The following is a 23,754-nucleotide window of genomic DNA, read 5'->3' as shown; positions in this document are numbered from 1 at the left end:
CGAACGCAAATGACAGTCGCACTGATCAGGAACAGCACGCTTCTGCGCTTCCTGATCGTCGGGGGCGCGATGACGGCGCTGTATTCCGTCCTCGCCGCCCTTGCGACGACCTACCTGCCGCTGCCACACGCCCTGTCCGCCGCCGGGGTCTGGATGCTGTGCATCCCGCTTGGCTTCTGGTGCCAGCGCCGCTTTACCTTTATCGCCAGCGCGCCGCATCGCCATGCGATCTGGCTTTACGCGGCAACGCAGGTGATGGGCATCTGCATCGCCGCCACGGCCAGCTACCTGCTGGCGCGCGGGTCCTTCTGGCCTGACCTGATCGTCCACCTTGGTGCCGCCGCACTTGCCGCAGTCCTGAGCTTTCTGATCAACCGCTGGATCATCTTTCCTGCCGACCCACGGGCCTGAGCAGAAGCGCTTGGGGGCAGCTGTGCGAAATTCTGCTTCCCCAACCGATTTTCGCCGACTACCGTCTTCCGGCACACGTTCGCCGTACCAGTCAGGGAGACATCAAGGATGGGCAAGAGGGACGAACTGATCGCGAAATATGCCGACGATCTGAAGAACAAATGCAAGGTGACGCCGGACATGGCGCTGCTCACCAAGGTCACCATCGGCTGCGGCCCGGCGATCTATGACAACGACGCCCAGACCGTCGCTGCCTCGGACAGCGCCGAGCTGGAGCGGATCAAGTCCAACTTCCTGATCAAGAAGCTTGGCCTCAAGGACGGCCCGGCGCTGATGGACGGCATCAATGCCGCCGTCGACACCTATGGCAAGTCCGAGCGCAACAAGTTCCGCGCGGTGTTCTACTATCTCCTCGTCAAGCATTTCGGCAAGGAAGCCGCCTACAAGTAGGCCGCCTGACGGCGGTCGTCCGGGCGGGGTGGCGAGGGCCGCCCCGCCCGTTGCATTTGAACAAAAGCCTCAGCATTCGCACCTTGCCGGGTGCCGGGGATTCGGGGCATCACCAGTCTGTCAGGGCAGGACGCCCGGGACCCTATCATGATCACGTGCGGTGCTTGGGGTGTGCGCGTGGGGTGGATGAGGGGTCCCACAGGGGTGCGGGGCCCCTCATTCCCGTTTTTGACAAAGAACGTTCTGAGCACCTGCCCTCATCCCGCAATGGTCCGACGAATACGCTTGCACGGTCGCCAGACTAGGCTGACGATCAGGGTCTGAAGCGACAGCACGTCCAAGATTCGCCATGGATCCGATTGTCAGGCCAGCGCGCCACGCCGACATGGAGGCCGCCTACGGGGTGTTCCGACGCTCGATCTTCGCCTATTTGCACCGTACCGGCCAGGCGACGGCGGAAGAGGCCGCCAACCCGCCCATTGAATCAGCCTGGAAGCGGCAGGCGGCATGGATCCGCCATTTCTGGGAAAGCGCCGCCGAGAACTGGGTGGCCACCGACGACGGCGGGACGGTCCTTGGCTGGGCGCTCAGCATCGAGCGTGGCGGCCATCTGGAGCTTGCGTTCTTCTTTGTCGATCCGGCAGCCAACGCACGAGGCCTGGGCACCCGGCTTCTTGACAAGGCCTTTGCCTCACGGCCCGAAACGGCGCGGACGATCATGGCAACGCAGGATCCGGCCGCACTGTCCCTTTACCTGCGGTGCGGGCTGTCCTGGGTCGCAACTTCCGTCGACATCTGCGTTCGCAGCCGAAGCCTGCCCAATGACACCGACCTTGACCTCCGGCCAATGACCCTGGATCCGTCGGACATCGCTGCGTTGGTCCGGATTGAACGCGACATCCTCGGTTTCAGCCGAGAGGCCGACCTGCGGTTCTTGGTCCGGAACCGCCCAGGATGGCTTGCCTTCCGGGACGGCGCACCCGTTGCCTATGCCTTTGGCGCCCAGCCTCAGCCCCACGGAGTGACTGACTTCCCCCCGACCGTCGGACCATTGTCAGCGTTGAACGAGGCCGACCTGCCGGTCCTGATTGATCTCGTCATCAGCGCGGCTCCTGCAGATACCGACCTCTGTTTTGGCGTCCCGCTTTGCAACGACCGCGCAGTATCCCACCTGCTTGGGATGGGGGGAAAGGTCGATCCGTTCTATCTCGCCGTCCTGTCCAACGGCGGGCCAATGCGCCTTGACCGCTACATCCATACCTCGCCCTCCTTCATCATCTGAGACGGCTCGCCATAGCGTCCAGACCACGATACTGCCAGAATGAGGCCGATCATTGGCAACGACGTGGGCCTCCTGATAGATCCGGTCCTTCCCCTTCCTTGGTCCCCACATGCACCCGAACCCCGCCTTCCGCCAGACCCCGGCCGACCGCAACATCGCCTTCGCCCGTGCCCGCGGGTTTGGCGTCCTGTCCGTCAACGGCCCCGAAGGCCCGCTTGCGGCGCATGTGCCCTTCCTTCTGGACGACGCCGCCAGCTATGCCGACCTGCACCTTGCCCGGTCGAACCCGATCGTCCGTGCTGGCCTGCCCGCGCCCGCGCTCCTCGCCGTTTCGGGACCGGACGCCTATGTCTCGCCGGACTGGTATGGCCCGCTCGACCAGGTGCCGGATCAGGTTCCGACCTGGAACTACGTCGCCGTCCATCTGCGCGGCGTGCTAGAGGCGCTGCCCGAAGATGCGCTTCGCCCGCATGTCGATGCGCTCTCGGCCGAACATGAAGGGCGGATTGCGGGCAAGCGGCCCTGGACCAGCGCAAAGATGAGCGATGGCGCGATGCCCCGGATGATGCGGATGATCCTGCCATTCCGGTTCCGGGTGGTGTCGGTAGAAGGGACTTGGAAGCTGAACCAGAACAAGCCACCGGAGGTGCGTGCCCGCGCCGCCGATGCCTTGGCGCAGGGCGATGCCGGAGCGCAGGCCATCGCCGCCTTGATGCGTGACCAATCGCTGGCGGGCCGAGATTAAGAATCCCCTAACGCCCACAAGCAAGGTGTTGAAATAAAATCAGAAACCGATTCTGACCACTGTGGTCAGCCGTCGCTCACGCCGCCTGCGGCGCCCGGCTTTCCGTCAGGATCGCGTGCAGCTTCGCCGGGTCCGAGTTCGCCCGCAGCTTCGCGACCACATTCGGGTCACGCATCGTTCGGCTGACCAGGGCCAGCGCCTTCAGGTGGTCCACCCCGGAATCCTTCGGAGCAAAAAGGCCGAAGACAAGGTCGACCGGCTGGCGGTCGACGCTGTCGTAGTCCAGGGGCTTTTCCAGCCGTACGAAGACGCCGATGATCCCCTTCAGGTCCTCAAGCCGGGCATGCGGCAGGGCGATGCCATGCCCCACTCCGGTCGGCCCCAGCGTCTCGCGTTCCTGCAGCCCGTCGATGGCCAGCGCCGAAGAGAGCCCGTAGGCCTGCGCCGCGATCTCGCCCAGTTCCTGGAACAGCCGCTTTTTCGAGGTCAGTTGACCCAGCACGCGGACGGCGTTGGGCGTCAGTAGCTTGGAAAGTTCCATGGACGGGCGTTGTTCCTGCGCCGGCATCGGTGCCGGTTACTTGCTGTTGCGGGGGTCGATCCAGCCGATGTTCCCGTCATCCCGACGATACACCACGTTCACGCCCCCATGGCCTTCGTTCCGGAACACAAGCATGCGCTGTCCTGCAAGTTCCAGCTGCATCACCGCCTCGCCTACGGTGATCGAAGGAATCTTCGTCTCCATCTCGGCAATCACGATCGGCTGGAGCGTTTCGGGCTCCGCATCCTCGACATCCTCGGACGCGGCGAGGATATACGAGGACGCCCCGCCGAATTCAACCGGGGTCGCGCGGTTCGAATGGTGGTTGCGGATCCGCCGCTTGTAGCGCCGAAGCTGCTTGTCCATCTTCTCGCGGCAGGATTCGAAGGCGGCGTAGATCTCGGGTGCGTGGCCCTTTGCCTGGGCGGTCAGGCCGGTGGACAGATGGATCGTCGCCTCGCAGACAAATTCATGCGCCATGCGGGAAAACACCACCACGCATTCGGTCGGACGCTGGGCGTATTTCTCGACCACCTCGCCCATTTCGGCCTTTACATGGGTCTGCAAAGCCTCGCCGACGTCGATCTGTTTTCCACTGATCTGGTAGCGCATGGCCTCTCCTCTTGCATGCTTGGCCTTGGGGCAGGATCAGCCTGCGCCGTCCGGCGCCTTCGAAAGACGTGGGAAGAAACGTTGCGTCACGCAAGGGCCGGCGAGGGGATTCGCCTTGGCGAAACGGGTCAGGGATGGGGCGGATGACGCACGCATTCCGGGTATTTGGCGTCAGCCCCAGCCGTCTTGTCAACCGAGTCGATTCTACCCGGCGGAAGCCCGGCCTCAGATGATGCGGAAGTTCTCGCCCAGGTAGACCCGGCGCACCGTCTCATCCCTCACGACCTCGTCCGTCGTGCCGGACATCAGGACCTTGCCATCGTGCAGGATATAGGCGCGATCGACGATCTCGAGCGTCTCGCGCACGTTGTGATCGGTGATGAGAACCCCGATGCCGCGGCTTTTCAGGTCATGCACAAGGTGCCGGATCTCGCCCACGGCAATCGGGTCGACCCCGGCAAAGGGTTCGTCGAGGAGCAGATACTTCGGATCGGCCGCCAGGCAGCGCGCGATCTCAACCCGCCGGCGCTCCCCGCCCGAAAGGGCAAGGGCGGGCGTGCGCCGCAGGTGGGTGATGGAAAACTCGCTGAGAAGCTCTTCCAGCCGCTCGCGCCGCTTGTGACGGTCGCTTTCGACGATTTCCAGCACGGCAAGGATATTGTCCTCGACACTCAGGCCCCGGAAGATCGACACTTCCTGCGGCAGATAGCCGATGCCAAGCCGTGCCCGGCGGTACATCGGCAGGGCGGTCACATCCTTGCCGTCGATCAGCACCTGCCCGCCTTCCGGCATGACGAGGCCGGCGATGGAGTAAAAGCAGGTCGTCTTGCCCGACCCGTTCGGGCCCAAAAGCGCCACCACCTCGCCCCGCCGCAGTTCCATGCTGACATCGCGGATCACCGGGCGCTTCTTGTAGCTCTTGCGCAGACTGCGGACCTGCAATCCGCCGCCGCCTTCGGTCAGGGTGAGGTCCGGCTTTTGCGCCATCAGTTGCCACCCGGCACGAAGGTCGTAGTGACCCCGCCTTCCATCAGCCCGGTGCCGTCCTTGAGGTTCACGGTCAGCTTTTGCCCCGCCATTGCCGTCGGGCCCTGGGTCAGGGCAACATCACCGGTCAGGACGATGACGCCGGTTTCGATTTCGTAGTCCGCCTCGCGTGCCTTGGCGGTATCGGCCAGGTTGACGATCGTCACCCCGCCGCTGGCCAGAAGCCGGTCAATGGCGGTGCGGTCCTGGTTGTAGACGACGCGCACCTCGGCAGCGGACAGGGTCATCTGGCCCTGCGTCACGACGACATTGCCGGTGAAAACTGCGGTTCCATCAGTATTGTCGACGGTAAGGGTCTCGGAGGTCACGTTGACGGGCTGGCTGGTGTCCTGCGCCAGGTCACCGAAGGCGATGCGCGCCTCTTGCGCCGTGGCGGGGAGGGCGAGGGTCAGAAACCCGGCCAGAAGTGCAAATGAACAAAGCCGCAAAAGCATGCGTCAAACCCCTCGGCCCCTAGCCGCCTGGCCGGTATACCAGCCGGACGCCTTGGTTGAAAACCAGAACATAGGAACCGGGGCTTTGCAGGTCTTGCGTCAGCACCATCCCGCCGGCCTCAAGATCACCCACAGGACCGGTCGCGGTCACCGCGCCCCGGCTTTCGAGGCCCGACCGGTCCAGCCGCGCCAGCACCTCGGGCGTATCCAGGCGATATCCCGTCTGGGTCGTGACCGTCACGCCGCCGGACAGGACAAGCTGTTGCGCCGCGCGGTCGATCTCGGCCGTCCGGGCACGAAGGTCGGTCCGGCTGCCGTCGGGCGTATCCAGTTCAAGAACCACCGCCGCGACCGTTGCCGGGCTTTCGGCCGTTGCGGGCCGCGCCTCGTCGGCTGTCAGAGTCAGCGAGGCCCCGTCCGTCGTGGTGCCGGCATAGGTGGGCGCGGTCATCCGAGGCTCACGCGCGCGGTCGACGACATCGACCTCGGCATAGGGCAGGGCCTCATCTGGGTTGATCTGGTCCGACAGAAGGAAGAGCGTTGCAAGGATGCCCAGCGCTAGAAGCGGCAGGGCCACCTTCAGCCAGCCCACGACCCGCGTATGCCGGTCCGCCGCCATCCGCGTCAGACCACACCGGCGCGCAGGCAGTCATGCACGTGAAGGATGCCGGTCGCCTCCCGGTCGCCTTCCGTCACGAGAAGGCAGGTGATCTTGCGGTCGTTCATCAGGGCGAGCGCCTCGCCCGCCAGCGCCTCGGGGGCGATGGTCCGGGGTGAGCGCGTCATCACGTCGCCGGCCCGGCGCGCGAGGAGGCCGTCCATGTGACGGCGCAGGTCGCCATCGGTGATGATCCCCGCCAGCCGTCCCTCTGCATCCGTGACCCCCACGACGCCAAAGCCGCTGCGCGTGATCGCAAGCAGGACCTCGGGCATCTCCAGGCCTTCACCGACGAGCGGCGGGTTCCGGTGCATCAGGTCCCGCACCTTCAGAAGCCTCGCGCCCAGCTTGCCGCCCGGGTGGAACATGCGGAAATGTTCGGGCGTGAAGGCGCGGTGTTCCATCAGCGCGATCGCCAGCGCATCGCCAAGGGCCAGCGTCATCGTGGTCGAGGTGGTCGGAACAATCCCCGTCTCGCAGGCCTCGGGCACCTCTGGCAGCAGGATCGCCACATCCGCCTGCCGCATGAGGGTGGACCCCGCCCGCCCCGCGACGCCGATCAGCGGGATGCCGAAACGTTTGGCATGGGCCAGGATGTCGGCCAGTTCCGGTGTCTCGCCCGAGTTGGACAGCACGATCAGCACATCGCCTTCGGCCACCATGCCAAGGTCGCCATGGCTCGCCTCCGCCGGATGGACGAAATGTGCGGGCGTGCCGGTCGAGGCAAAGGTCGCCGCGATCTTGCGGGCGATATGGCCGGACTTGCCCATGCCCGAGACGATCACGCGCCCCTTTGCCTCCAAAAGCAGGCCGACCGCGTCCGAAAAACTGCCGCCAAGCGCCGCGGCGAGGACGCCCAGAGCCTCCGCCTCGCGGCGGATGACGCGCTGTCCGGTGGCCACAAGATCAGTGCTGGAAGATGTCATGCGCATCGTCCCAGCCCAGAAGGTCCAACTCGGCCCGGACCGGCAGGAAGGCGAAGCACCGCTGCGCGAGGTCCATCCGGCCTTCGCGCAGAAGGCGCGCCTCAAGCTCGGCCTTCAGCCGGTGCAGGTAAAGCACATCCGAGGCCGCGTATTCCTTCTGCGCCTCGGTCAGTTCCTCCGACCCCCAGTCGCTGGTCTGCTGCTGCTTCGAGACATCGACGCCAACGAGGTCGGCGAGAAGATACTTCAGCCCGTGGCGGTCGGTGAAGGTGCGGATCAGCTTGGACGCGATCTTGGTGCACCAGACCGGCGCCGTGGTCACCCCGAAGGCCTGTTTCAGGACCGCGATGTCGAACCGCCCGAAGTGGAAAAGCTTCAGCACCGCCGGGTCCGCCAGCAGCCGCTCCAGGTTCGGTGCCCGGGTCTGCCCCTTGCCGATCTGCACCAGGTGCGCGTCGCCCGATCCGTCCGACAGCTGCACCACGCAAAGCCGGTCGCGCCGTGGGTCAAGGCCCATCGTCTCGGTGTCGATGGCGACGACGGGTCCAAGGGTCAGCCCATCAGGCAGGTCAGTCAGGTGAAGGTGGATGGCCAAGGCATGCTCGCTTTTCCGGGGTGCGATTTTCCGATTACGCCCCGCTTCCGGTCGGGTCAACTGCGCCCCGTGGCCTTGCGCGGACATGCGGCGGGGGCTGTGCCCGTTACGCTCCCTGCCGGAACGCGCGAGCGACTGTTCGCAGGCGCGCCTTGCACCTTTGGGCCCGGAGGATCACGTTCAGGGCGCACCACCGAAGGGATGCTACCATGTCGACCGCCTCTGCCCCGCTTGAGATTGCCCGCGTAGCCCTTGTCGTCCACGATCTGCCCGCGGTCGCCGCATTCTACCAGCAACTCCTCGGCCTTGGCACCCTCTCGCAAAGCGCGGATCGCGTGGCCCTTGGCGCGGGCGGCCGCACGCTTCTGGAGCTGATCGGCAACCCCGCCGCCCGCCGCGCTACTCCACTGGAGGCAGGCCTCTTCCACACCGCGTTCCTGATGCCCTCGCGCGCCGCGCTTGGCCGCTGGCTGATCCATGCCGCGAACAGCGGGGTGCAGCTGCAGGGTGCCTCGGACCACCTCGTCAGCGAGGCGATCTACCTTGCCGACCCCGAAGGCAACGGGATCGAGGTCTATGCCGACCGCCCCCGCGATGCCTGGCACGGGCCGGACGGGTCGATCCGGATGGCGACCGAGCGGCTGGACCTGAACGCCCTGGCCCGCGCGGCGGATGCGCCCTGGTCGGGGGCACCGGAAGGACTGGTCGTGGGCCATGTGCACCTGCAGGTCGGCGCGGTCCCCGAGGCCGAGGCCTTTTATGCCGGGCAACTGGGCCTTCCCGTCATGGCCCGCTATCCGGGTGCAGCCTTCTATGGGTCGGGCGGGTACCACCATCATATCGCGACGAACGTCTGGAACAGCCGGGGCGCAGGCCAGCGGCAGGGGCCCGCAACCGGGCTGGCCGAACTGGTGCTGGCGGCGGACGCAGGCGAACTGGCCGCGCTGCGGGAACGGGCCGGGTCCGATCATCTGCGCGACCCCTGGGGGACCGTGGTCACGGTGGAACCGAAGGCGGCCTGAGAATCTGCACACCGGGGCTCTTCGCATCCCTTCGGTCGCTCATCGCTTGCGAAGACCGCAGCGCAGCAAGGGATGAGCGCCCGCCGCTCAGTTCACCAGGAATTCCGCATGCAGCGCCCCGGCGGCGTTGATGCTTTTCAGGATGTCGATCATGTCATGCGGGGCCACGCCCAGCGCGTTCAGCCCGGCCACAACCTCGGCGAGGTCCGTCCCCCCGCGCACTTCGGCAAGGCCCGTCCCGGTCGTCGCGATATCCGCCCGGCTGCGGGGAACCACCACCGTCTCACCATCGCTGAAGGGGTTCGGCTGCACCACCAGCGGGCTTTCCTCGACCCGCAGCGTCAGGTTGCCCTGAGCCACCGCCACGCGACTGATCCGCACATCAGCCCCCATCACGATCGTCCCCGACCGCTGGTCCACCACCACTCGTGCCCGGGTCTGGGGTTCCACCAGGATCCCCTCGATCCGGCTGAGCACATGGGCCGGTGACCGCATCCTTGCGGCGGCGATATCGACCGATACGGTCCCCGAATCCTGCATCAGCGCGATCCCGCGCCCGAATTCGGCGTTGATCGCGCGTTCGATCCGTTCCGCCGTGGTGAAATCCGCCGCTTTCAGCGCCAGCCGCAGCACCGGCAGGCTGGCGAAATCGAACTCCACCTCGCGTTCCACCCGCGCGCCCGAAGGGATACCGCCCGAGGTTGGCACCCCCTGAACCACCCGTGCCGCATCGCCTTCGGCCGAAACGCCGCCGGCGATGATCGTGCCTTGCGCCACGGCGTAGATCTGCCCGTCCGCCCCGTTCAGCGGCGTCATGATCAGCGTGCCGCCCAGAAGGCTCGAGGCGTCGCCGATGGCCGACACGGTGACGTCGATCCGGGTGCCGGCCCGTGCAAAGGCCGGAAGCTGCGCCGTCACGAAGACAGCCGCCACGTTCTTCGGCCGGAACTCCTCGCCCGTGACATTCGCGCCGAGGCGTTCCAGGAGGTTGGCCATGATCTCTTCGGTGAAGGGCGCGTTCCGGATGCCGTCGCCGGTGCCGTTCAGCCCGACGACAAGGCCGTAGCCTACCAGATCGTTGCCGCGCACGCCGTCGAACTCCACCAGGTCCTTGATGCGGACGGGTTCGGCGGCGGCCATGCCGGCCGAAAGGACAAGCGCAAGAAGAAAGCGGATCATCGCAGGAACTCCACAAGGCTGAGGCGCGAGACGCGGGCAGTGACGAGGTAGAGCGATTCAAGCTGTGAGCGGGCGGCCTCCAGCCGCGTTGCCGCCTCATAAGGATCGACCGAGCCCATGTCGGACCGCAGGATGCCCAGCGCGGTTTCCTCGGCCCCGTTGCGGGTGCGCGCGGCCTCGACCTGCGCCTCGACCGAACCGATCCGGGCCGCCAGCGTGATCCTCGCATCCTCCGTGGTCAGTAGAACCTGGCCCGAGCGCTGCGCCAGAAGCGCGCGTTCTTCGCCGTTTCCGGCCAGCATGCCGCGGTCCATGAGCGCCCCAAGCGCAAAACCCATCAACGTGTCGCGGATCGCCGGATCCATCGCGGTGGTCTCAAGCTCGGCCCGTTCACCCGGCGCGATCTCGACCGGGGAAAGGGGCGCGCCACCCCGATAGAAGGCGCCATAACCAAGCGGGTCGGAAAACCAGCCGGACACCGCCGCAGCCACCGCTCCCGCAGTCGTGGCGGCCGTGGCTGCCGTCTCGAGCGCGGTGAGAAGCTCATCCGCCGACCCGAGCGGCGTCGCGTTCGTCATGGTGCCGGAAAAGACCGCCCGTCCCGCCGCCTGCGCGTTCAGCAGCCCGAGCGCGCTTTCCAGCCGCCTGCGCATATCGGCGGCGACCGTGCTGACCTGCGCCTGGGTCTGGAATTCGGTCACCCCGACAAGCGTGGTCGTGATCCCCCGGGCAAGATCGGACAATCCGGCCATAGCGGCCTGCTGCGCCGCCGTGTGCAATGCGGCATCCTGCGTCGTCGTGCGGAAGGCCTCGATACGCGTGAGGCTCGCGTCGATGGCGAGAAGCGGTGAGACATCGCCGCGCAGGGCTTTCGGCAGGTCGGTATGGCGACCGGTCGTCACCTCTTGCGAGGCGCGGCTGACGGTGGCGCGCAGTTCTGCCCCCTGCCGGGCAAGGATGTTGGTCAGGCTGGCGTCACCGACGGAAATCCGGGTCATCCGCCCAACCTGATCAGGATGTCGATCATCTCGTTCACAGTCTGGATCACCTTGGCATTGGCCGCATAGTTCTTTTCGATGACCAGAAGCGCTTGCATCTCCTGGTCGGTGTCGATGCCGTTCTGCGCCTCAAGGTCGGTCAGCCCGGTCAGCCTTGCGCTGGCGTAGGACTGGTCAGCCTCGGCCGAAAGGCGCAGGGCAGAGGCGTCGGACATCACGTCCCCGGCCAGCGCCGCAAGGCTGCGGGTGCCGGGGGTGAACCCGGCAGAGGACAGGGGCCGCGCCGCGCCCAGCGCCCCGCTCAGCGCCGAGAGTTGCGCCCCGTTCCCCGGCGGTGCTTCGACGGTCGCGCCAAGGCCGTCGCGCAGCCGGTAAAGCGCGCCGCCCTGCGCCGGGTCGGCAGCCGCGTTCAGCCGCAGCCGTCCGGCGAGCCCGGTCTCATCGGTAGGCAGGAAGGAGGTACCCAGGTCGGTGAACAGTCCCGGCGCGCCAGGCAGGAGGGTGGGGTCGAGGCCGGGGGCGGAGAACCGCTCCACCAGGTCGCGGGCGACGGCGTCGAGCTTGCCCTGCGCGGTGACCGCAAGCTCATCCCTGAGGGCGAAAAGCGCGCCGAGGGTCCCACCGAGGATCGGGCTTGCAGGGCCGGAGGTGGCATAGGGTTCGCCGTTGATGGTGATGCCGGAAAGGCCGCCCAGCGCCTGCGTCATCTCGGGCGTGATGGTATGGGTCGGTGTAAAGCCGAAAACCGCCGCGGAGCCTTCCAGCAGCGTGGCGCCCCCGGTGGTGAAGAGCGCGATCTGGTCGCGGTCGCGCCGCACCTCGCGCACCGGCAGGATGGTCGAGATCGTGTCCACCAGCCGCTGGCGTTCGTCCAGAAGCGCAGAGATATCCCGTCCCGTCCCCGAGAAGGACCGGAGCTCGACGTTCAGCCCCTGCAGTCGGGCAAGGGTCGTGTTCAGCGTACCCACCTCCTCGGCAATCCGGCGGTCGGCGGTGGCGCGGGCCGCCTGGATATCGTCCGTCGCGGCGGCTAGGCCGTCGGTCAGGCTGCGGGCTGTGCTGACGATGGCCTGCAACCGCGCAGGCTGCTCCGGCCGACCGGAGGCTTCCAGAAGCGCCTGGCCGAAAGCCGCGATCCGCGCGGCAAGCGAGCCCGGGCTGTCGGGCGTGCCAAGCGCCTGTTCCACCCGTGCCAGGAACCCGGCGCGGATGCCCCGGTCGCCGTCCCCCGCCGCGGCAAGGCGGCGTTCGCCCAGAAGGGCGGCATCGACATTGCGGCTGATCCCCGCAACCGCCACCCCCTGACCCGTACCGCCAAGGATCGCGGCCTGCAGGTTCACCTCGCGCCGGGCATAGCCGGGGGTGGTCGCATTGGCGACGTTCGACGACAGGATCTCGGCCTGCCGCGAGGTCGCCGACAGCCCCGTCAGCGCCGCGCCAAGGGCAGAGGTGATGCTCATGGCCTATCAGCGCTTGATGTTGGTGGTTTCCTGCAGCATCTCGTCCACGGTCTGGATGACCTTGGCATTCGACGAATAGGCCCTCTGGGTCTGGATCAGGTTCGTCAGTTCGGCCGCGACATCGGTCTTCGATCCTTCGCGGGAAAAGCCCTGCACCGATCCGACCGCCCCCGTCCCCGCATCCCAGAGGAAGAACGACCCCGACTCGGGCGATACCTGGTAGGACTGGTTCGACAGCGAGGCGAGGCCATTGGGATTGGGCACATCGACGATGGGCACCTGATAAAGCCGGCGCGTGAAGCCCGTGTCATAGGTCGCGTTGACATAGCCGGACTCGTCGATCTCCACCGTGGTCAGGTTCCCGACGGGCGAGCCGTTCTTGCTGATCGACACCGGGGCGAAGTTGTCGGAAAGCTGCGTCAGTCCGTTCGGGTCGCCCAGCCGGCCGATGCCGATGGTCAAGGGTCCGCCCGCCACGTTGACCGACACGGTACCGTCGCCCGCGTTGTAGGCACCGCCCGAGACCACGGCGACCGAGGCCAGCGTGCCACCCGCGCCGCGCGTGGCGTCGAAGGTCAGGGTGTATTCCCCAATCAGCGCATTGCCCGAGGCCGAATCGCGCAGCTGCATCGTCCACTGGTTCGATGATCCCGTGGCGGGCACGACCGGAACGAAAGTTACCTGCAGCGCCTCGGAGGTGCCAAGGTTGCCGAAATACTCCACCGACAGGGGCGGCGGCACGGCGGTCGATCCGGCGTCCGTATAGGTCGCGGGCAGGTTCACCCCCAGTGTCATCGTGGTGGTGGGGTCGGCCGCCGTCTGGTTGGGGCTGATCACCACCGGTACGAGGCCGGCGAGCGTGTCACGCGGAAAGGGGGGGATCGTGCCGTCCGCCTCCGCCGGCCAGCCCAGCAGGACCAGCCCGGATTCAGTTCGCAGGATACCGTCGGCGTCGGTGCGGAAACTGCCGGTCCGCGTCATCGTCATCGGCATGTCGGTGATCGCGTTGCCCATCGACACAAGCGGCACGACCGGAAGCATCCCCCGCCCCGCGATGGCGATGTCCAGCGCGTTGCCGGTGCCGATCAGGTCGCCCCGTTCCTCGATCAGCCGGATGGTCGAGGCCCGCACCCCGCCGGCCGAATAGGTCGCTGCGCCGCGGGTGTTGCCGACCACGACGCTGGTGAAATCGGTCAGGGCCCGCTTGTAGCCGAAGGTCGAGGAGTTCGCGATATTGTCCGAGATCGTGGCCAGTCGTGTCGCATTGGCGTTCAGGCCGGCCACACCCGCCGAAAGCGAGGAGGAAATCGTCATGGGAAAGCGCCTTTCTGCTGCTTCGGACCCTGATATGGCCCGAACCTGCACGCCGGGGCTTAACATCGGCCTAATGACTAAAATGCGATCCGGATTCCTGCGCTTTCACCGGTCGCGGCGCAGCAGAATCACCTCGATCCGGTTGTTGCGCGGCGCGGTCGGGTCGTCCGTGGCGGGCTTCCGGTCGGCAAAGCCAGCGATGCGCTGCACCCGCTCGGTCGGGGTTCCGGCGGCTTCAAGCAGGGTCCGCACGGATTGTGCCCGTTCCGCCGACAGGTCCCAGACCGGATTGTCGATCAGCGTCACCGGATAGGCGCGCAGGTGACCGTTCACCGCGATCTCGTTCGTGGTCAGGCCCAGGACTTCGGCCAGAAGGCCCGCCACGGCCCGCATCACATCTGTCGGTTCGGCGGTTTCCTCCCGGAAAAGCGGGGCATCGGGAAGATCGAAGACCTCGATCACCAGCCCTTCGTCGGTCACCTTCGTCACCACATGGCGCAAAAGCTGTTCCATCGTATTGCTTTCGCCGCCCCGTGCCAGCAGGGCCCTTTCCACATCCTCAAGCTCGGACTGCGCCTTGCCGGTCCCGGCTTCGCCCTGACCGGCCGGGTCGCCCGCCGTATCCGCAGCGCTGGGTGAGGTCTTGCGGTCCATCGCCCCGGTTCCGGTATGGGCCATCGTCTCTTGCGCAAAAACACTGTTGCCGCCAAAGGCGCCATCGCCGCCGCCCGAGATGCGGTTCACCGGGATCGTCGGATTGAAGTAGTCCGAAATCCCCTTGCGCTGCTTTTCCGTTGTCGCATTCAGAAGCCACATCAAGAGGAAGAAGGCCATCATCGCGGTCACGAAGTCGGCGTAAGCCACCTTCCAGGCCCCGCCATGGTGCCCGCCGCCCTGAACAACCTTCTTGCGCTTGATGATGACTGGAGCATTTGCCTGCCCGGCCATCCCGCACCACCCGTGTCACACCCGGGATCACCTATCGCAGATCGGCCTTTACGCCCGCTTAACCGGTTGCATTTGAACGAAAGGCCGCTGTCCTGCCGCAGTCAGGCGATCCTCTGGCCCGCCCGCCAGACCGCCCGCAGCGTTCCGTCGGCCCCAAGATGCACCATGTCCGCCGTGCGGCCCGGTTGCAGGCTGCCCAACTGATCCCTACGCCGCATACAGGCTGCGGGCCGCGATGTCGCCATGGCAAGCGCGGTTTCAATGGGCGTGCCAAGGCCGACCATCACGGCGACGGCTTGCGGCAAGGTCAGGTCGGCCCCGGCAAGGGTGCCGTCCTCCAGCCGCAGGCTTCCGTCACGGCGCAGGATGCGGCGCCCGTTCAGGGTGAACTCCGACAGGTCGCTTCCCGCTGCCGCCATCGCATCGCTGACAAGGAAGATCCGGTCGCTTGCCGCCATGGCGATGCGGATCGCCTCGGGTGCCACGTGGATCCCGTCGGCGATCAGACCCGCGTGGACCGGACCGGTCAGCGCCGCACCCACAAGCCCGGGCTCGCGGTTGCCAAGCTGGCTCATCGCGTTGAACAGATGGGTCACGCAGCCGGCACCCGCCGCCATCGCCGCCTTTGCCGCGGCAGCCGTGCAGTCGCTGTGCCCAAGGCTGACGATGACCCCGTCGGCGGCAAGCCGTCCGATCTGTTCGGGCGTCACGCTTTCTGGTGCGACCGTCAGCAAAAGCGAGGGCAGCCGCGCCGCTGCGTCCAAGAGGCGCACGAGGTCATCCTCGGTCATCGGCCGGATCAGCGCAGGGTCATGCGCGCCCTTCCGGCGCGGGTCGAGGTGCGGGCCTTCCAGGTGCAGACCCAGAAAGCCGGGGGTCTGCCGCCGCGCGGCCTCGGTCCCGGCGGCGATCACGCGGGCGGTCGCCTCAGGCGTGTCGGTGATCAGCGTCGGCAGGATGCCGGTGGCCCCCAGCCGGGCATGGATGTCGCACATCTCGGCCAGCCAGTCGGCGGTCGTGGTGCCGTCTACCATTCGCCCGCCCGCGCCGTTGACCTGAAGGTCCAGGAATCCCGGTGCCAGGATGCCGCCATCCAGCCGGACCTCCTCACCCGCGCCGGGGCCGGTCACGCGGCCATCCGCCACGCGCAGCGTCCCGCCGGGATGCAGGCGCGTCCCGTCGAAAACCGCCGCTCCGGTAAAGACCTGCGCGCTCATACCGTCTTCGTCACCTTTCGCAGATGGGGCGGGACGTCGGGGTCGAACCCCCGGCGGCGGGCCAGACCCTCGACCATGGCATAGAAGCTGACCGCGAGGACCAGCGGTGCACAGAGAGGATGGAGGTCGGGCAGCGAGGGCAGGCGGACCGCCCCCGGCACGTCGGCCCCGGTCAGGAAGACATCGGCCCCCTGCGCGGCAAGGCGTGCCGCCGTCTCTTTCAGGCGCGGCAGGGCGGCATCCTCGACCCCCAGCGCCAGCACCGGGAACTGCGCCTGCACGATCGCCGCCGGACCATGCAGCACCTCGGCGGCCGAAAAGCTTTCGGCATGCAGGCCGCAGGTCTCCTTGAACTTCAGCGCCGCCTCGTTCGCGATGGCAAAGGCCGGACCGCGTCCCAGCACATAGAGCGACTGTGCCCGGCTCAGCCGGTCCGACAGGGGCGACCAGTCCAGCGCCAGCGCACGCTGGAACGCGTCTGGCAACTCCGCAACTGCCCGGCGCAGCGCGGCATCCTCCTGCCACTCGGCCAAAAGCGCCAACCCTGCCAGCACCGAGGCGACAAAGGTCTTGGTCGCCGCCACACTTTGCTCCGGCCCCGATTGCAGCGCCAGCGTATGCGCCGACGCCCGGGCCAGCGGGCTTTCCGCATGGTTCGTCACCGCCACCGTCAGCGCCCCGCCCGCCGCCGCGCTTTGCATCATCTCCACGATGTCCGGGCTTTCCCCCGACTGCGAGATGCCCACACAGACCGCCCGCCCCAGCCGCAGGGGCCGCCGGTAGATCGACGCCACCGAAGGCCCGACGCTTGCCACCGGCACCCCGGCCATCAGCTCCACCGCATATTTTAGATAGGTCGCCGCATGGTCCGACGACCCCCGCGCCACCGTCACGACCAGCGCCGGGTCGGCCGCACGCATCGCCCGCGCCGCCTCGGCCATCGCCCCCGCCGACTGGGTCAGGAACCGCCGCGCGGCCTCCGGTATCTCGGCAACCTCCCGCGCCATGTGGCTTGTCATCCGTTCGTCCTTTCGCTGCCGGGTGTCAGGGTCAGCTCGACCGCAAAGTCATAGGCGTCGCCCCGGTAAAGCGAGCGTGTGAACTCCACGACCTTGCCGTTTGCGAGATACCCGATCCGCTCGATCCGCAGCCCCGCCGCACCGGGAGTGACACCCAGAAGCTCCGCATCCCGTGGCCCCAGGTTCGCCGCAGAAATCCGCTGCACCGCCCGCACCGGGCGCTGTCCATATGTCTCTAACAAGGCATAAAGCGAGGTTTCGACCGCCTCCGGGTCCGGCAGCACCTGCGTCGGCAGGCTGGCCCTCTCGATCGCCAGCGGCACGCCATCCGACCGGCGCACGCGCTCCAGTCGCGCCACACGGTCGCCCGCGCCAAGGCCCAGCGCCATCACCTCTTCCGGCGTCGGCGGCTGTACCGACCGGCTGATCCAGGTGGACTCCACCGACTTCCCGCGCCGCGCCATGTCCTCGGTGAAGCTTGTGAGCAGCGACAGCGCCTGCTCCAGCCGCTCGACCTTCGGCGCAACGAAAGTCCCCGACCCCCGCCGCTGCACCAGCTGCCCCTGCGCCACCAGCGCCTCAATCGCCTTCCGCACCGTCACGCGGGAAAGCCCCGTCATCGCCGCGATATCCCGTTCCGCCGGCAGGCTTGCCCCCGGCGGCAGCACGCCCCGCAGCATCGCATCCGCGATCCGCCGCTGAAGCTGAAGGTACAAAGGCCCCGCGCCGCCTGCGAACCCTTCCGGAGAGAACAGCCCCTCCATCACGCCGCCTCCCGCGCCAGCGTCAACGCCCCGTCCAGCGCCGAGCCTGCGGCCGGAATGATCGGCCACCGCCCCGCCAGCCGCGCGGCATAGGCATCCCCCAGTCCGCCGATGAAACACACCGGCAGCGACCCGTCGCCCTGCAACACTGCGATCGACGCCGTGACATCCTCGACCGCCGCCGACACCACTGCCTGCGCCGCCGGGTCGTCCGCAGACAGGATCCGTGGCGCCAGCACCGCGAAATCCGCCGGCCGCGCCGCCAGCGAAAAGGCGATCACCCCCTCGGTTCCGCCATGTTCGTCAAGAATCGTGCGCAACAGGGGCGTCATCGGCCGGAACCCGTCCACCGCTCCCAGGGCCGCCGCCAGCAGGGTCCGCCCCAGCCGCGCACCGCTGCCCTCATCCCCCAGCACCAGCCCCCAGCCACCGATCTGCCGGATCACGCCCGCCCGCTGGCTGGCAAAGACCGAGCCCGTGCCGATGGCTGCAACGATCCCGTCCCGCGCGCCCAGCGCCCCCTTCACCGCAGCGATGGCATCCGTCTCGATCCGCAGGCGCGCAAAGGGCAGCGCCCGGCGCAAAGCCTCGGACGCGCCGGCAGCATTCGCCCCGGCAAGGCCAAGACCTGCCGCGAGCCCTGACAGGTCCGCATCCGATCCCGCCGCCACAAGGGCCTCACGCGCGGCAACAAGGATGTTGTCCCGCGCCCCCATCACATCGCTTGCGATATTCGCCGGACCCGCCCGCCCCTGGCCAAGGATACGGCCAGATCCATCCGCCACCGCCGCGCGGCAGCCGGTCCCCCCACCGTCGATCCCGAGGTACAGCGGCATCCGAATCCTCCCGCCCAACACAATACCAAAACAAGACCATTTGAAAAGTGGTATCATCCGATAGCTGACAAACACCTGAAAAACGCCAGTTTCAACAAGGCTCTTTACAAGTGGTATTATTTTGGCATTGTCTTGTCACAGGGGGGGAATCAGATGGCAGACCGCTCGACCGAGGCTTTGCATCCACTGTCCGATGGGCTTCACACCCTGCCGGCCGGTCAGGTGCTGGCCCGTGCGCTTTCGGCCCAGGAACAGGCGCTTGCTGCGCTGCACCCCGCCCTACCCGCGCTGGAAAGTGCCGCCACCCTCGCCGCGCAGGCGCTGCAGTCGGGCGGCAAGCTGGCCTATGCCGGCGCCGGATCGTCCGGCCTCATGGCACTGGCCGACTGCCTTGAGCTTCTTGGCACCTTCGGCATTCCGGTCGACCGCACGCCGATGCTCTTCGCGGGTGGCGCAGATGCGCTTCTGAAGATGACCGGCGGGGTCGAGGATGACCCGTCCCTCGCCGCTGCCGATCTTGCCCGTGCGGGCCTTGGCAAGGGCGATGTGCTGATTGCCATCTCGGCCTCCGGCTCCACGCCCTACACGCTGGCTGTCTGCGACATGGCGGCAAAGGCCGGGGTCCACATCGTAGGCATTGCCAACGTAAGGGACTCCGCACTCCTTCAGGCCGCCGAGGTTCCGGTCCTCTTGGACACGGGGGCCGAGATCGTGGCCGGTTCCACCCGCCTCGGGGCCGCGACGGCGCAGAAGGTGGCGCTGAACCTCATGTCGGTAACACTTGGCGTCATGCTCGGTCATGTCCATGATGGGATGATGGTCAACGTGATCGCCGACAATGCCAAGCTTCGTGACCGCGCCGCGCGGATCGTGGCCCGTGTTGCCGGCGTTGATACCGGCGTGGCCCGCGTGGCGCTGAACCGCACGAACGGCGCGGTGAAGCCCGCAGTCCTCGTGGCGCGCGGGGCAACGCCCGAAGCCGCACTTGCCAAACTTGGCCACAGCGGCGGGCATCTGGCCGAGGCGATGAAGACCTGACGTGAACCAACCGGGCCAACGCGCCCAAACAGGGAGAAAGACATGACAAGAAACTTCAAGATCGCACTTCTGACCAGCACCCTGCTGGCCGGTCCGGCCCTGGCCGAGACCACGCTGACCATCGAAAGCTGGCGCAATGACGACCTGACCATCTGGCAGGACACGATCATCCCCGCCTTCGAGGCGCAGCACCCCGACATCAAGGTCACCTTCGCGCCGACGGCCCCGGCGGAATACAACGCCGCGCTGAACTCCAAGCTACAGGCGGGCTCGGCCGGTGACCTGATCACCTGCCGTCCGTTCGACGCCAGCCTGGAACTCTACAACCAGGGCCACCTTGCCGACCTTTCGGGCCTTGCCGCGATGGCGAACTTCTCGCCGGTCGCCAAGTCGGCCTGGCAGACCGATGACGGCGCAGCCACCTTCTGCGTGCCGATGGCCTCGGTGATCCACGGCTTCATCTACAACGCCGACGCATTCGAACAGCTTGGTCTGTCGGTCCCAACGACGCGCGACGAATTCTTCGCCGTGCTGGACGCGATCAAGGCCGATGGCACCTATATCCCGATGGCGATGGGCACCAACGACCAGTGGGAAGCCGCCACGATGGGGTACAACAACATCGGGCCGAACTACTGGAAGGGCGAAGAGGGCCGCCTCGCCCTGATCGCCGGAACCCAGAAGCTGACGGATGAGCCCTGGGTTGCCCCCTTCACCGAGCTTGCCCGCTGGAAGGACTATCTGGGCGACGGGTTCGAGGCGCAGACCTATCCTGACAGCCAGAACCTCTTCACCCTTGGCCGCGCCGCGATCTATCCCGCCGGATCGTGGGAAATCTCGGGCTTCAACGCCCAGGCCGGGTTCAAGATGGGCGCCTTCCCGCCGCCGGTCGCCGCTGCCGGGGATACCTGCTACATCTCCGACCACACCGACATCGCCATCGGCCTGAACGCGGCCTCGCCGAATGCCGAGGCGGCCAAGGTCTTCCTGGAATGGGTCGGCTCGCCCGAATTCGCGACGCTCTACGCGAACGCCCTGCCCGGCTTCTTCAGCCTGAACTCCACCCCGGTGGAAATGGCGGACCCGCTGGCGCAGGAATTCGTCTCCTGGCGCGGCAAGTGCCAGTCGACGATCCGGTCGACCTACCAGATCCTGTCGCGCGGCACGCCGAACCTGGAGAACGAGACGTGGAACGCCTCGGCCAATGTGATCCGCGGGTCCGAAACGCCCGAAGCCGCGGCCGAGCGTCTGCAGACCGGCCTCGCCTCTTGGTTCGAACCGCAGAAGTGACGGCCCTTCCGTCCTCCCGGACCTGATCCGGGACCGCGAAACGGGCCGGGGGACGCCTCCCGGCCCGCCCAGCCACGGGTTAACACCGGGTAAATGCCCACGCTCAACCTGTTGATTTCCTGTAATTTTCCGAATTTGACCACTGTGGTCAACCACCCAGAAAGGGGGAAGGACATGGCCGCCCGCAAGCCCGTCCGCTGGCACATCGCCGTCTTTCTTGCCCCTGCGGTGCTGGTCTACACCGCCCTGATGATCATCCCCCTCTTCGGCACGCTCGCCCAGTCGATGATGAATGTGACCGAGGCCGGGGAGAGGGTCTTCGTCGGCTTCCAGAACTTCGCCACCCTCTTCGGCGACGCCCTCTGGTCCGACGCCTTCTGGAACGCGCTGGGAAACAACACCTGGTTCTTCGTGATCCATATGCTGGTCCAGAACCCCATCGGCATCGCCCTCGCCGCGATCCTTTCCACCCCCCGGCTGCGGATGGCCGCCTTCTACCGGACCGCGATCTTCATCCCCACGATCCTGAGTTTCGTGATCGTCGGCTTCGTCTGGAAACTGATCCTCTCCCCCATCTGGGGCATCGCCCCCGGCATGTTGGACGCGGTGGGCCTGAAATTCCTCTTCGCCCCCTGGCTGGGGAAAGAGGAATACGCCCTCACCACCCTCGCCCTGATCTCGGTCTGGCAGTTCGTCGGCATCCCGATGATGCTGATCTACGCCGCCCTCCTGTCGATCCCCGACGAGGTGATCGAGGCCGCCGAGATGGATGGCATCACCGGCTGGTCGCAGTTCTGGAAGATCAAGCTGCCCCTGATCCTGCCGGCGATCGGGATCATCTCGATCCTGACCTTCGTCGGCAACTTCAACGCCTTCGACCTGATCTACGTGGCGCAGGGCGCGCTGGCGGGGCCTGATTTCAGTACCGACATCCTCGGCACATTCCTTTATCGCACCTTCTTCGGCTTCCAGCTGCAACTGGGCGACCCCTACATGGGGTCCGCCATCGCGGGGGCGATGTTCGGAATCATCCTGATCGGGGTCTGCATCTACCTCTGGGGGATCCAGACCCGCCTGCGGAGGTATCAGTTCTGATGGCCAGCGCCCGCATTTCCACCGGCCGGACGATCGCCGCACATGCGGTCCTCCTGACCTACACCCTGATCGCCCTGTTCCCGGTCTTCGTGATCGTCATCAACAGCTTCAAGAGCCGGAAGGCCATCTTCGCCGACCCCCTTGCCCTGCCCCTGCCCGGCAACTTCGATCTCGTGGGGTATGAAACGGTCCTGAAGCAGGGGGATTTCTTCCTGTACTTCCAGAACAGCCTGATCGTCACCGTGGCATCCCTTTTCTTCGTCCTCCTCTTCGGCGCAATGGCGGCCTTTGCCCTGTCCGAGTACCGGTTCAAGGGCAACACGCTGATGGGTCTCTACCTTGCCCTCGGCATCATGATCCCGATCCGCCTCGGCACCGTCGCGATTCTGGAGATGATGGTGGCCTCCGGCCTCGTGAACACCCTGACCGCGCTGATCCTCGTCTATACGGCACAGGGCCTGCCACTCGCGGTCTTCATCCTGGCGGAGTTCATGAAGTCCGTCTCGGACGACCTGAAGAACGCCGGGCGCATCGACGGATTGTCGGAGTACCGGATCTTCTTCTCGCTCGTCCTCCCCCTCGTCCGGCCTGCCATGGCGACCGTCGCGGTCTTCACGATGATCCCGATCTGGAATGACCTCTGGTTCCCGCTGATCCTTGCCCCGGCAGAGGAGACGAAGACCGTCACCCTGGGCGCGCAGGTCTTCATCGGGCAGTTCGTCACCAACTGGAACGCCGTCCTTGCCGCCCTTTCGCTGGCCATCGTGCCGGTCCTGATCCTTTACCTGATCTTCTCGCGCCAACTGATCCGCGGGATCACTGCTGGAGCAGTCAAATGAATAACGGGCAAACGATCCGTACTCTGGTCGCCGGCTTGGGCACTATGGGCCGGTCTCACGCGCTGGCTTATCACCGCAATCCGGCCTTCGATCTGGTCGGGCTGGTCAACCGGTCAACGCCGAAGCTGGACCCGGAGCTGGCGGGATATGCCGTCGAGCCGGACTTCAAACAGGCTCTGACACGGCTGAAACCGGACCTTGTGAACATCTCTACCTACTCCGACAGCCATGCTGACTATGCCTGCATGGCGATGGAGGCGGGGGCGCATGTGTTCGTGGAAAAGCCCCTTGCGACGACCGTTGCCGATGCCCGCCGCGTGGTGGATTGCGCGAAGGCGAACGGGAAGAAGGTCGTGATCGGTTATATCCTGCGCCACCATCCAAGCTGGATGCGGCTGATCGCAGAGGCGCGGGCGCTGGGCGGGCCATATGTCTTCCGGCTGAACCTGAACCAGCAATCCAGTGGCCCGACATGGGAGGTGCACAAGACCCTCATGCAGACGACAAGCCCCATCGTCGATTGCGGGGTCCATTACGTCGACGTCATGTGCCAGATCACCGACGCGAAGCCGGTGGAGGTCCGCGGGATGGGCGTCCGGCTGTCCGACGAGATCGCCAAGGACATGTACAACTACGGCCATTTCCAGGTGCTGTTCGCGGATGGCAGCGTCGGCTGGTACGAGGCTGGCTGGGGGCCGATGATGTCGGACACGGCATTTTTCGTGAAGGACGTGGTCAGCCCCAAGGGCGCCGTCTCGATCCGGATGCCCGAAAGCGCGAAATCCGACGATCACGACACGCATACCAAGACCAGCACCATCCGCGTCCACCGCGTGGGCCAGCCGGATGAGGACCTGTCGATGGCCGACGAGCCGGGCCATCAGGAGCTGTGCGAGCGCGAGCAGGCCTATATGGCGCGCGCGATCCTGGAAGACATCGACCTGACCCGGCACATGGAAGATGCCGTGCAGTCACTGGCCATCTGCCTTGCCGCCGACGAAAGCGTCCGGTCCGGCCAACCTGTGAGGCTGTGA

At 66.6% G+C, this 23,754-nt stretch carries 26 protein-coding genes; 10 read left to right on the top strand and 16 right to left on the bottom strand.

Annotation, left to right across the window (positions count from 1 at the left end; translation table 11 throughout):
- The first annotated feature begins 9 nt into the window (after positions 1-9).
- From AC2D9V_RS06250 to AC2D9V_RS06235, 4 genes are all read left to right on the top strand, one after another.
- Entirely contained in the window at positions 10-411 is a 402-nt protein-coding gene (locus AC2D9V_RS06250) for a GtrA family protein (RefSeq protein ID WP_484713164.1), read from the top strand.
- A gap of 108 nt (positions 412-519) precedes the next feature.
- A complete protein-coding gene (locus tag AC2D9V_RS06245; RefSeq protein ID WP_484713163.1) occupies positions 520-861 on the top strand; it encodes a DUF2853 family protein in 342 nt (113 codons plus the stop codon).
- 349 nt (positions 862-1,210) lie between these two features.
- Positions 1,211-2,143: a GNAT family N-acetyltransferase gene (locus AC2D9V_RS06240; RefSeq protein ID WP_484713162.1), complete on the top strand. Its 933-nt coding sequence runs from the start codon at positions 1,211-1,213 to the stop codon at positions 2,141-2,143.
- A gap of 109 nt (positions 2,144-2,252) precedes the next feature.
- Positions 2,253-2,888, top strand: a complete 636-nt coding sequence (locus AC2D9V_RS06235; protein ID WP_484713161.1) for an FMN-binding negative transcriptional regulator — start codon at positions 2,253-2,255, stop codon at positions 2,886-2,888.
- Positions 2,889-2,964: 76 nt separating this feature from the next.
- Here AC2D9V_RS06235 and AC2D9V_RS06230 read toward each other — a convergent pair whose 3' ends face one another.
- The 7 genes from AC2D9V_RS06230 to AC2D9V_RS06200 all read right to left on the bottom strand — a co-directional run bounded on the left by AC2D9V_RS06230 (position 2,965) and on the right by AC2D9V_RS06200 (position 7,701).
- The gene (locus AC2D9V_RS06230) at positions 2,965-3,429 is read right to left on the bottom strand and encodes a PTS sugar transporter subunit IIA (protein ID WP_484713160.1); all 465 of its coding nucleotides are present in this window, start codon (positions 3,427-3,429) and stop codon (positions 2,965-2,967) included.
- Between the two features lie 36 nt (positions 3,430-3,465).
- A complete protein-coding gene (gene hpf, locus AC2D9V_RS06225; protein WP_484713159.1) occupies positions 3,466-4,041 on the bottom strand; it encodes a ribosome hibernation-promoting factor, HPF/YfiA family in 576 nt (191 codons plus the stop codon).
- 225 nt (positions 4,042-4,266) lie between these two features.
- Positions 4,267-5,028 (bottom strand): LPS export ABC transporter ATP-binding protein, encoded by a 762-nt coding sequence (gene lptB, locus AC2D9V_RS06220; protein ID WP_484713158.1) that lies wholly within the window; start codon positions 5,026-5,028, stop codon positions 4,267-4,269.
- Positions 5,028-5,522, bottom strand: a complete 495-nt coding sequence (locus AC2D9V_RS06215; RefSeq protein WP_484713157.1) for an LptA/OstA family protein — start codon at positions 5,520-5,522, stop codon at positions 5,028-5,030. The genes lptB and AC2D9V_RS06215 overlap by 1 nt, the downstream gene beginning before the upstream one ends.
- Before the next feature lie 19 nt (positions 5,523-5,541).
- Positions 5,542-6,141 (bottom strand): LPS export ABC transporter periplasmic protein LptC, encoded by a 600-nt coding sequence (gene lptC / locus AC2D9V_RS06210; RefSeq protein WP_484713156.1) that lies wholly within the window; start codon positions 6,139-6,141, stop codon positions 5,542-5,544.
- A gap of 5 nt (positions 6,142-6,146) precedes the next feature.
- Positions 6,147-7,106 (bottom strand): KpsF/GutQ family sugar-phosphate isomerase, encoded by a 960-nt coding sequence (locus tag AC2D9V_RS06205; protein ID WP_484713155.1) that lies wholly within the window; start codon positions 7,104-7,106, stop codon positions 6,147-6,149.
- A complete protein-coding gene (locus tag AC2D9V_RS06200; RefSeq protein ID WP_484713154.1) occupies positions 7,087-7,701 on the bottom strand; it encodes a ribonuclease D in 615 nt (204 codons plus the stop codon). Before AC2D9V_RS06200 ends, AC2D9V_RS06205 begins: the two co-directional genes overlap by 20 nt.
- Before the next feature lie 209 nt (positions 7,702-7,910).
- Between AC2D9V_RS06200 and AC2D9V_RS06195 the strand changes: the two genes are divergently transcribed.
- Entirely contained in the window at positions 7,911-8,723 is an 813-nt protein-coding gene (locus AC2D9V_RS06195) for a VOC family protein (RefSeq protein ID WP_484713153.1), read from the top strand.
- A gap of 87 nt (positions 8,724-8,810) precedes the next feature.
- Here AC2D9V_RS06195 and AC2D9V_RS06190 read toward each other — a convergent pair whose 3' ends face one another.
- The 9 genes from AC2D9V_RS06190 to AC2D9V_RS06150 form a co-directional block, all read right to left on the bottom strand.
- Positions 8,811-9,902, bottom strand: a complete 1,092-nt coding sequence (locus AC2D9V_RS06190; protein WP_484713152.1) for a flagellar basal body P-ring protein FlgI — start codon at positions 9,900-9,902, stop codon at positions 8,811-8,813.
- The gene (locus tag AC2D9V_RS06185; protein ID WP_484713151.1) at positions 9,899-10,900 is read right to left on the bottom strand and encodes a flagellin; all 1,002 of its coding nucleotides are present in this window, start codon (positions 10,898-10,900) and stop codon (positions 9,899-9,901) included. The genes AC2D9V_RS06190 and AC2D9V_RS06185 overlap by 4 nt, the downstream gene beginning before the upstream one ends.
- A complete protein-coding gene (gene flgK, locus AC2D9V_RS06180; RefSeq protein ID WP_484713150.1) occupies positions 10,897-12,360 on the bottom strand; it encodes a flagellar hook-associated protein FlgK in 1,464 nt (487 codons plus the stop codon). The genes AC2D9V_RS06185 and flgK overlap by 4 nt, the downstream gene beginning before the upstream one ends.
- Positions 12,361-12,366: 6 nt before the next feature.
- Positions 12,367-13,674 (bottom strand): flagellar hook protein FlgE, encoded by a 1,308-nt coding sequence (locus tag AC2D9V_RS06175; protein ID WP_484713149.1) that lies wholly within the window; start codon positions 13,672-13,674, stop codon positions 12,367-12,369.
- 105 nt (positions 13,675-13,779) lie between these two features.
- Entirely contained in the window at positions 13,780-14,622 is an 843-nt protein-coding gene (locus tag AC2D9V_RS06170) for a flagellar motor protein MotB (protein ID WP_484713148.1), read from the bottom strand.
- Positions 14,623-14,723: 101 nt separating this feature from the next.
- Positions 14,724-15,839 carry an N-acetylglucosamine-6-phosphate deacetylase gene (gene nagA / locus AC2D9V_RS06165; RefSeq protein ID WP_484713147.1) on the bottom strand — a complete coding sequence of 372 codons (1,116 nt, stop codon included), beginning with the start codon at positions 15,837-15,839 and terminating at the stop codon, positions 14,724-14,726.
- Entirely contained in the window at positions 15,836-16,858 is a 1,023-nt protein-coding gene (locus tag AC2D9V_RS06160; protein WP_484713146.1) for an SIS domain-containing protein, read from the bottom strand. The genes nagA and AC2D9V_RS06160 overlap by 4 nt, the downstream gene beginning before the upstream one ends.
- Positions 16,855-17,622, bottom strand: coding sequence for a GntR family transcriptional regulator (locus AC2D9V_RS06155; RefSeq protein WP_484713145.1), 768 nt, complete (start codon positions 17,620-17,622; stop codon positions 16,855-16,857). Before AC2D9V_RS06155 ends, AC2D9V_RS06160 begins: the two co-directional genes overlap by 4 nt.
- The gene (locus AC2D9V_RS06150) at positions 17,622-18,458 is read right to left on the bottom strand and encodes a glucosamine kinase nucleotide-binding domain-containing protein (RefSeq protein ID WP_484713144.1); all 837 of its coding nucleotides are present in this window, start codon (positions 18,456-18,458) and stop codon (positions 17,622-17,624) included. Before AC2D9V_RS06150 ends, AC2D9V_RS06155 begins: the two co-directional genes overlap by 1 nt.
- A gap of 153 nt (positions 18,459-18,611) precedes the next feature.
- Between AC2D9V_RS06150 and AC2D9V_RS06145 the strand changes: the two genes are divergently transcribed.
- The 5 genes from AC2D9V_RS06145 (at position 18,612) to AC2D9V_RS06125 (ending at position 23,754) form a co-directional block, all read left to right on the top strand.
- A complete protein-coding gene (locus AC2D9V_RS06145; protein ID WP_484713143.1) occupies positions 18,612-19,496 on the top strand; it encodes an N-acetylmuramic acid 6-phosphate etherase in 885 nt (294 codons plus the stop codon).
- A 42-nt stretch (positions 19,497-19,538) separates the two neighbouring features.
- The gene (locus tag AC2D9V_RS06140; protein ID WP_484713142.1) at positions 19,539-20,786 is read left to right on the top strand and encodes an ABC transporter substrate-binding protein; all 1,248 of its coding nucleotides are present in this window, start codon (positions 19,539-19,541) and stop codon (positions 20,784-20,786) included.
- 174 nt (positions 20,787-20,960) lie between these two features.
- On the top strand, positions 20,961-21,881 hold the full coding sequence (locus AC2D9V_RS06135; protein ID WP_484713141.1) for a carbohydrate ABC transporter permease: 921 nt from the start codon (positions 20,961-20,963) through the stop codon (positions 21,879-21,881).
- Positions 21,881-22,720: a carbohydrate ABC transporter permease gene (locus tag AC2D9V_RS06130; protein ID WP_484713140.1), complete on the top strand. Its 840-nt coding sequence runs from the start codon at positions 21,881-21,883 to the stop codon at positions 22,718-22,720. Before AC2D9V_RS06135 ends, AC2D9V_RS06130 begins: the two co-directional genes overlap by 1 nt.
- Complete coding sequence (locus tag AC2D9V_RS06125; RefSeq protein WP_484713139.1) at positions 22,717-23,754, top strand: Gfo/Idh/MocA family protein; 1,038 nt, start codon at positions 22,717-22,719, stop codon at positions 23,752-23,754. The genes AC2D9V_RS06130 and AC2D9V_RS06125 overlap by 4 nt, the downstream gene beginning before the upstream one ends.

Source organism: Tabrizicola sp. T46 (assembly GCF_057219895.1).
Note: the sequence above shows the minus strand (reverse complement) of the source record. Positions and strands in the feature narration are given on the sequence as shown.

What these genes read in the sequence shown, in the direction of transcription:
- AC2D9V_RS06250 (WP_484713164.1), top strand. Translation starts at nt 10, where the DNA reads ATGACAGTCGCACTGATCAGGAACAGCACGCTTCTGCGCTTCCTGATC.
- AC2D9V_RS06245 (WP_484713163.1), top strand. Translation starts at nt 520, where the DNA reads ATGGGCAAGAGGGACGAACTGATCGCGAAATATGCCGACGATCTGAAG.
- AC2D9V_RS06240 (WP_484713162.1), top strand. Translation starts at nt 1,211, where the DNA reads ATGGATCCGATTGTCAGGCCAGCGCGCCACGCCGACATGGAGGCCGCC.
- AC2D9V_RS06235 (WP_484713161.1), top strand. Translation starts at nt 2,253, where the DNA reads ATGCACCCGAACCCCGCCTTCCGCCAGACCCCGGCCGACCGCAACATC.
- AC2D9V_RS06230 (WP_484713160.1), bottom strand. Translation starts at nt 3,429, where the DNA reads ATGGAACTTTCCAAGCTACTGACGCCCAACGCCGTCCGCGTGCTGGGT.
- hpf (WP_484713159.1), bottom strand. Translation starts at nt 4,041, where the DNA reads ATGCGCTACCAGATCAGTGGAAAACAGATCGACGTCGGCGAGGCTTTG.
- lptB (WP_484713158.1), bottom strand. Translation starts at nt 5,028, where the DNA reads ATGGCGCAAAAGCCGGACCTCACCCTGACCGAAGGCGGCGGCGGATTG.
- AC2D9V_RS06215 (WP_484713157.1), bottom strand. Translation starts at nt 5,522, where the DNA reads ATGCTTTTGCGGCTTTGTTCATTTGCACTTCTGGCCGGGTTTCTGACC.
- lptC (WP_484713156.1), bottom strand. Translation starts at nt 6,141, where the DNA reads ATGGCGGCGGACCGGCATACGCGGGTCGTGGGCTGGCTGAAGGTGGCC.
- AC2D9V_RS06205 (WP_484713155.1), bottom strand. Translation starts at nt 7,106, where the DNA reads ATGACATCTTCCAGCACTGATCTTGTGGCCACCGGACAGCGCGTCATC.
- AC2D9V_RS06195 (WP_484713153.1), top strand. Translation starts at nt 7,911, where the DNA reads ATGTCGACCGCCTCTGCCCCGCTTGAGATTGCCCGCGTAGCCCTTGTC.
- AC2D9V_RS06190 (WP_484713152.1), bottom strand. Translation starts at nt 9,902, where the DNA reads ATGATCCGCTTTCTTCTTGCGCTTGTCCTTTCGGCCGGCATGGCCGCC.
- AC2D9V_RS06185 (WP_484713151.1), bottom strand. Translation starts at nt 10,900, where the DNA reads ATGACCCGGATTTCCGTCGGTGACGCCAGCCTGACCAACATCCTTGCC.
- flgK (WP_484713150.1), bottom strand. Translation starts at nt 12,360, where the DNA reads ATGAGCATCACCTCTGCCCTTGGCGCGGCGCTGACGGGGCTGTCGGCG.
- AC2D9V_RS06175 (WP_484713149.1), bottom strand. Translation starts at nt 13,674, where the DNA reads ATGACGATTTCCTCCTCGCTTTCGGCGGGTGTGGCCGGCCTGAACGCC.
- AC2D9V_RS06170 (WP_484713148.1), bottom strand. Translation starts at nt 14,622, where the DNA reads ATGGCCGGGCAGGCAAATGCTCCAGTCATCATCAAGCGCAAGAAGGTT.
- nagA (WP_484713147.1), bottom strand. Translation starts at nt 15,839, where the DNA reads ATGAGCGCGCAGGTCTTTACCGGAGCGGCGGTTTTCGACGGGACGCGC.
- AC2D9V_RS06160 (WP_484713146.1), bottom strand. Translation starts at nt 16,858, where the DNA reads ATGACAAGCCACATGGCGCGGGAGGTTGCCGAGATACCGGAGGCCGCG.
- AC2D9V_RS06155 (WP_484713145.1), bottom strand. Translation starts at nt 17,622, where the DNA reads ATGGAGGGGCTGTTCTCTCCGGAAGGGTTCGCAGGCGGCGCGGGGCCT.
- AC2D9V_RS06150 (WP_484713144.1), bottom strand. Translation starts at nt 18,458, where the DNA reads ATGCCGCTGTACCTCGGGATCGACGGTGGGGGGACCGGCTGCCGCGCG.
- AC2D9V_RS06145 (WP_484713143.1), top strand. Translation starts at nt 18,612, where the DNA reads ATGGCAGACCGCTCGACCGAGGCTTTGCATCCACTGTCCGATGGGCTT.
- AC2D9V_RS06140 (WP_484713142.1), top strand. Translation starts at nt 19,539, where the DNA reads ATGACAAGAAACTTCAAGATCGCACTTCTGACCAGCACCCTGCTGGCC.
- AC2D9V_RS06135 (WP_484713141.1), top strand. Translation starts at nt 20,961, where the DNA reads ATGGCCGCCCGCAAGCCCGTCCGCTGGCACATCGCCGTCTTTCTTGCC.
- AC2D9V_RS06130 (WP_484713140.1), top strand. Translation starts at nt 21,881, where the DNA reads ATGGCCAGCGCCCGCATTTCCACCGGCCGGACGATCGCCGCACATGCG.
- AC2D9V_RS06125 (WP_484713139.1), top strand. Translation starts at nt 22,717, where the DNA reads ATGAATAACGGGCAAACGATCCGTACTCTGGTCGCCGGCTTGGGCACT.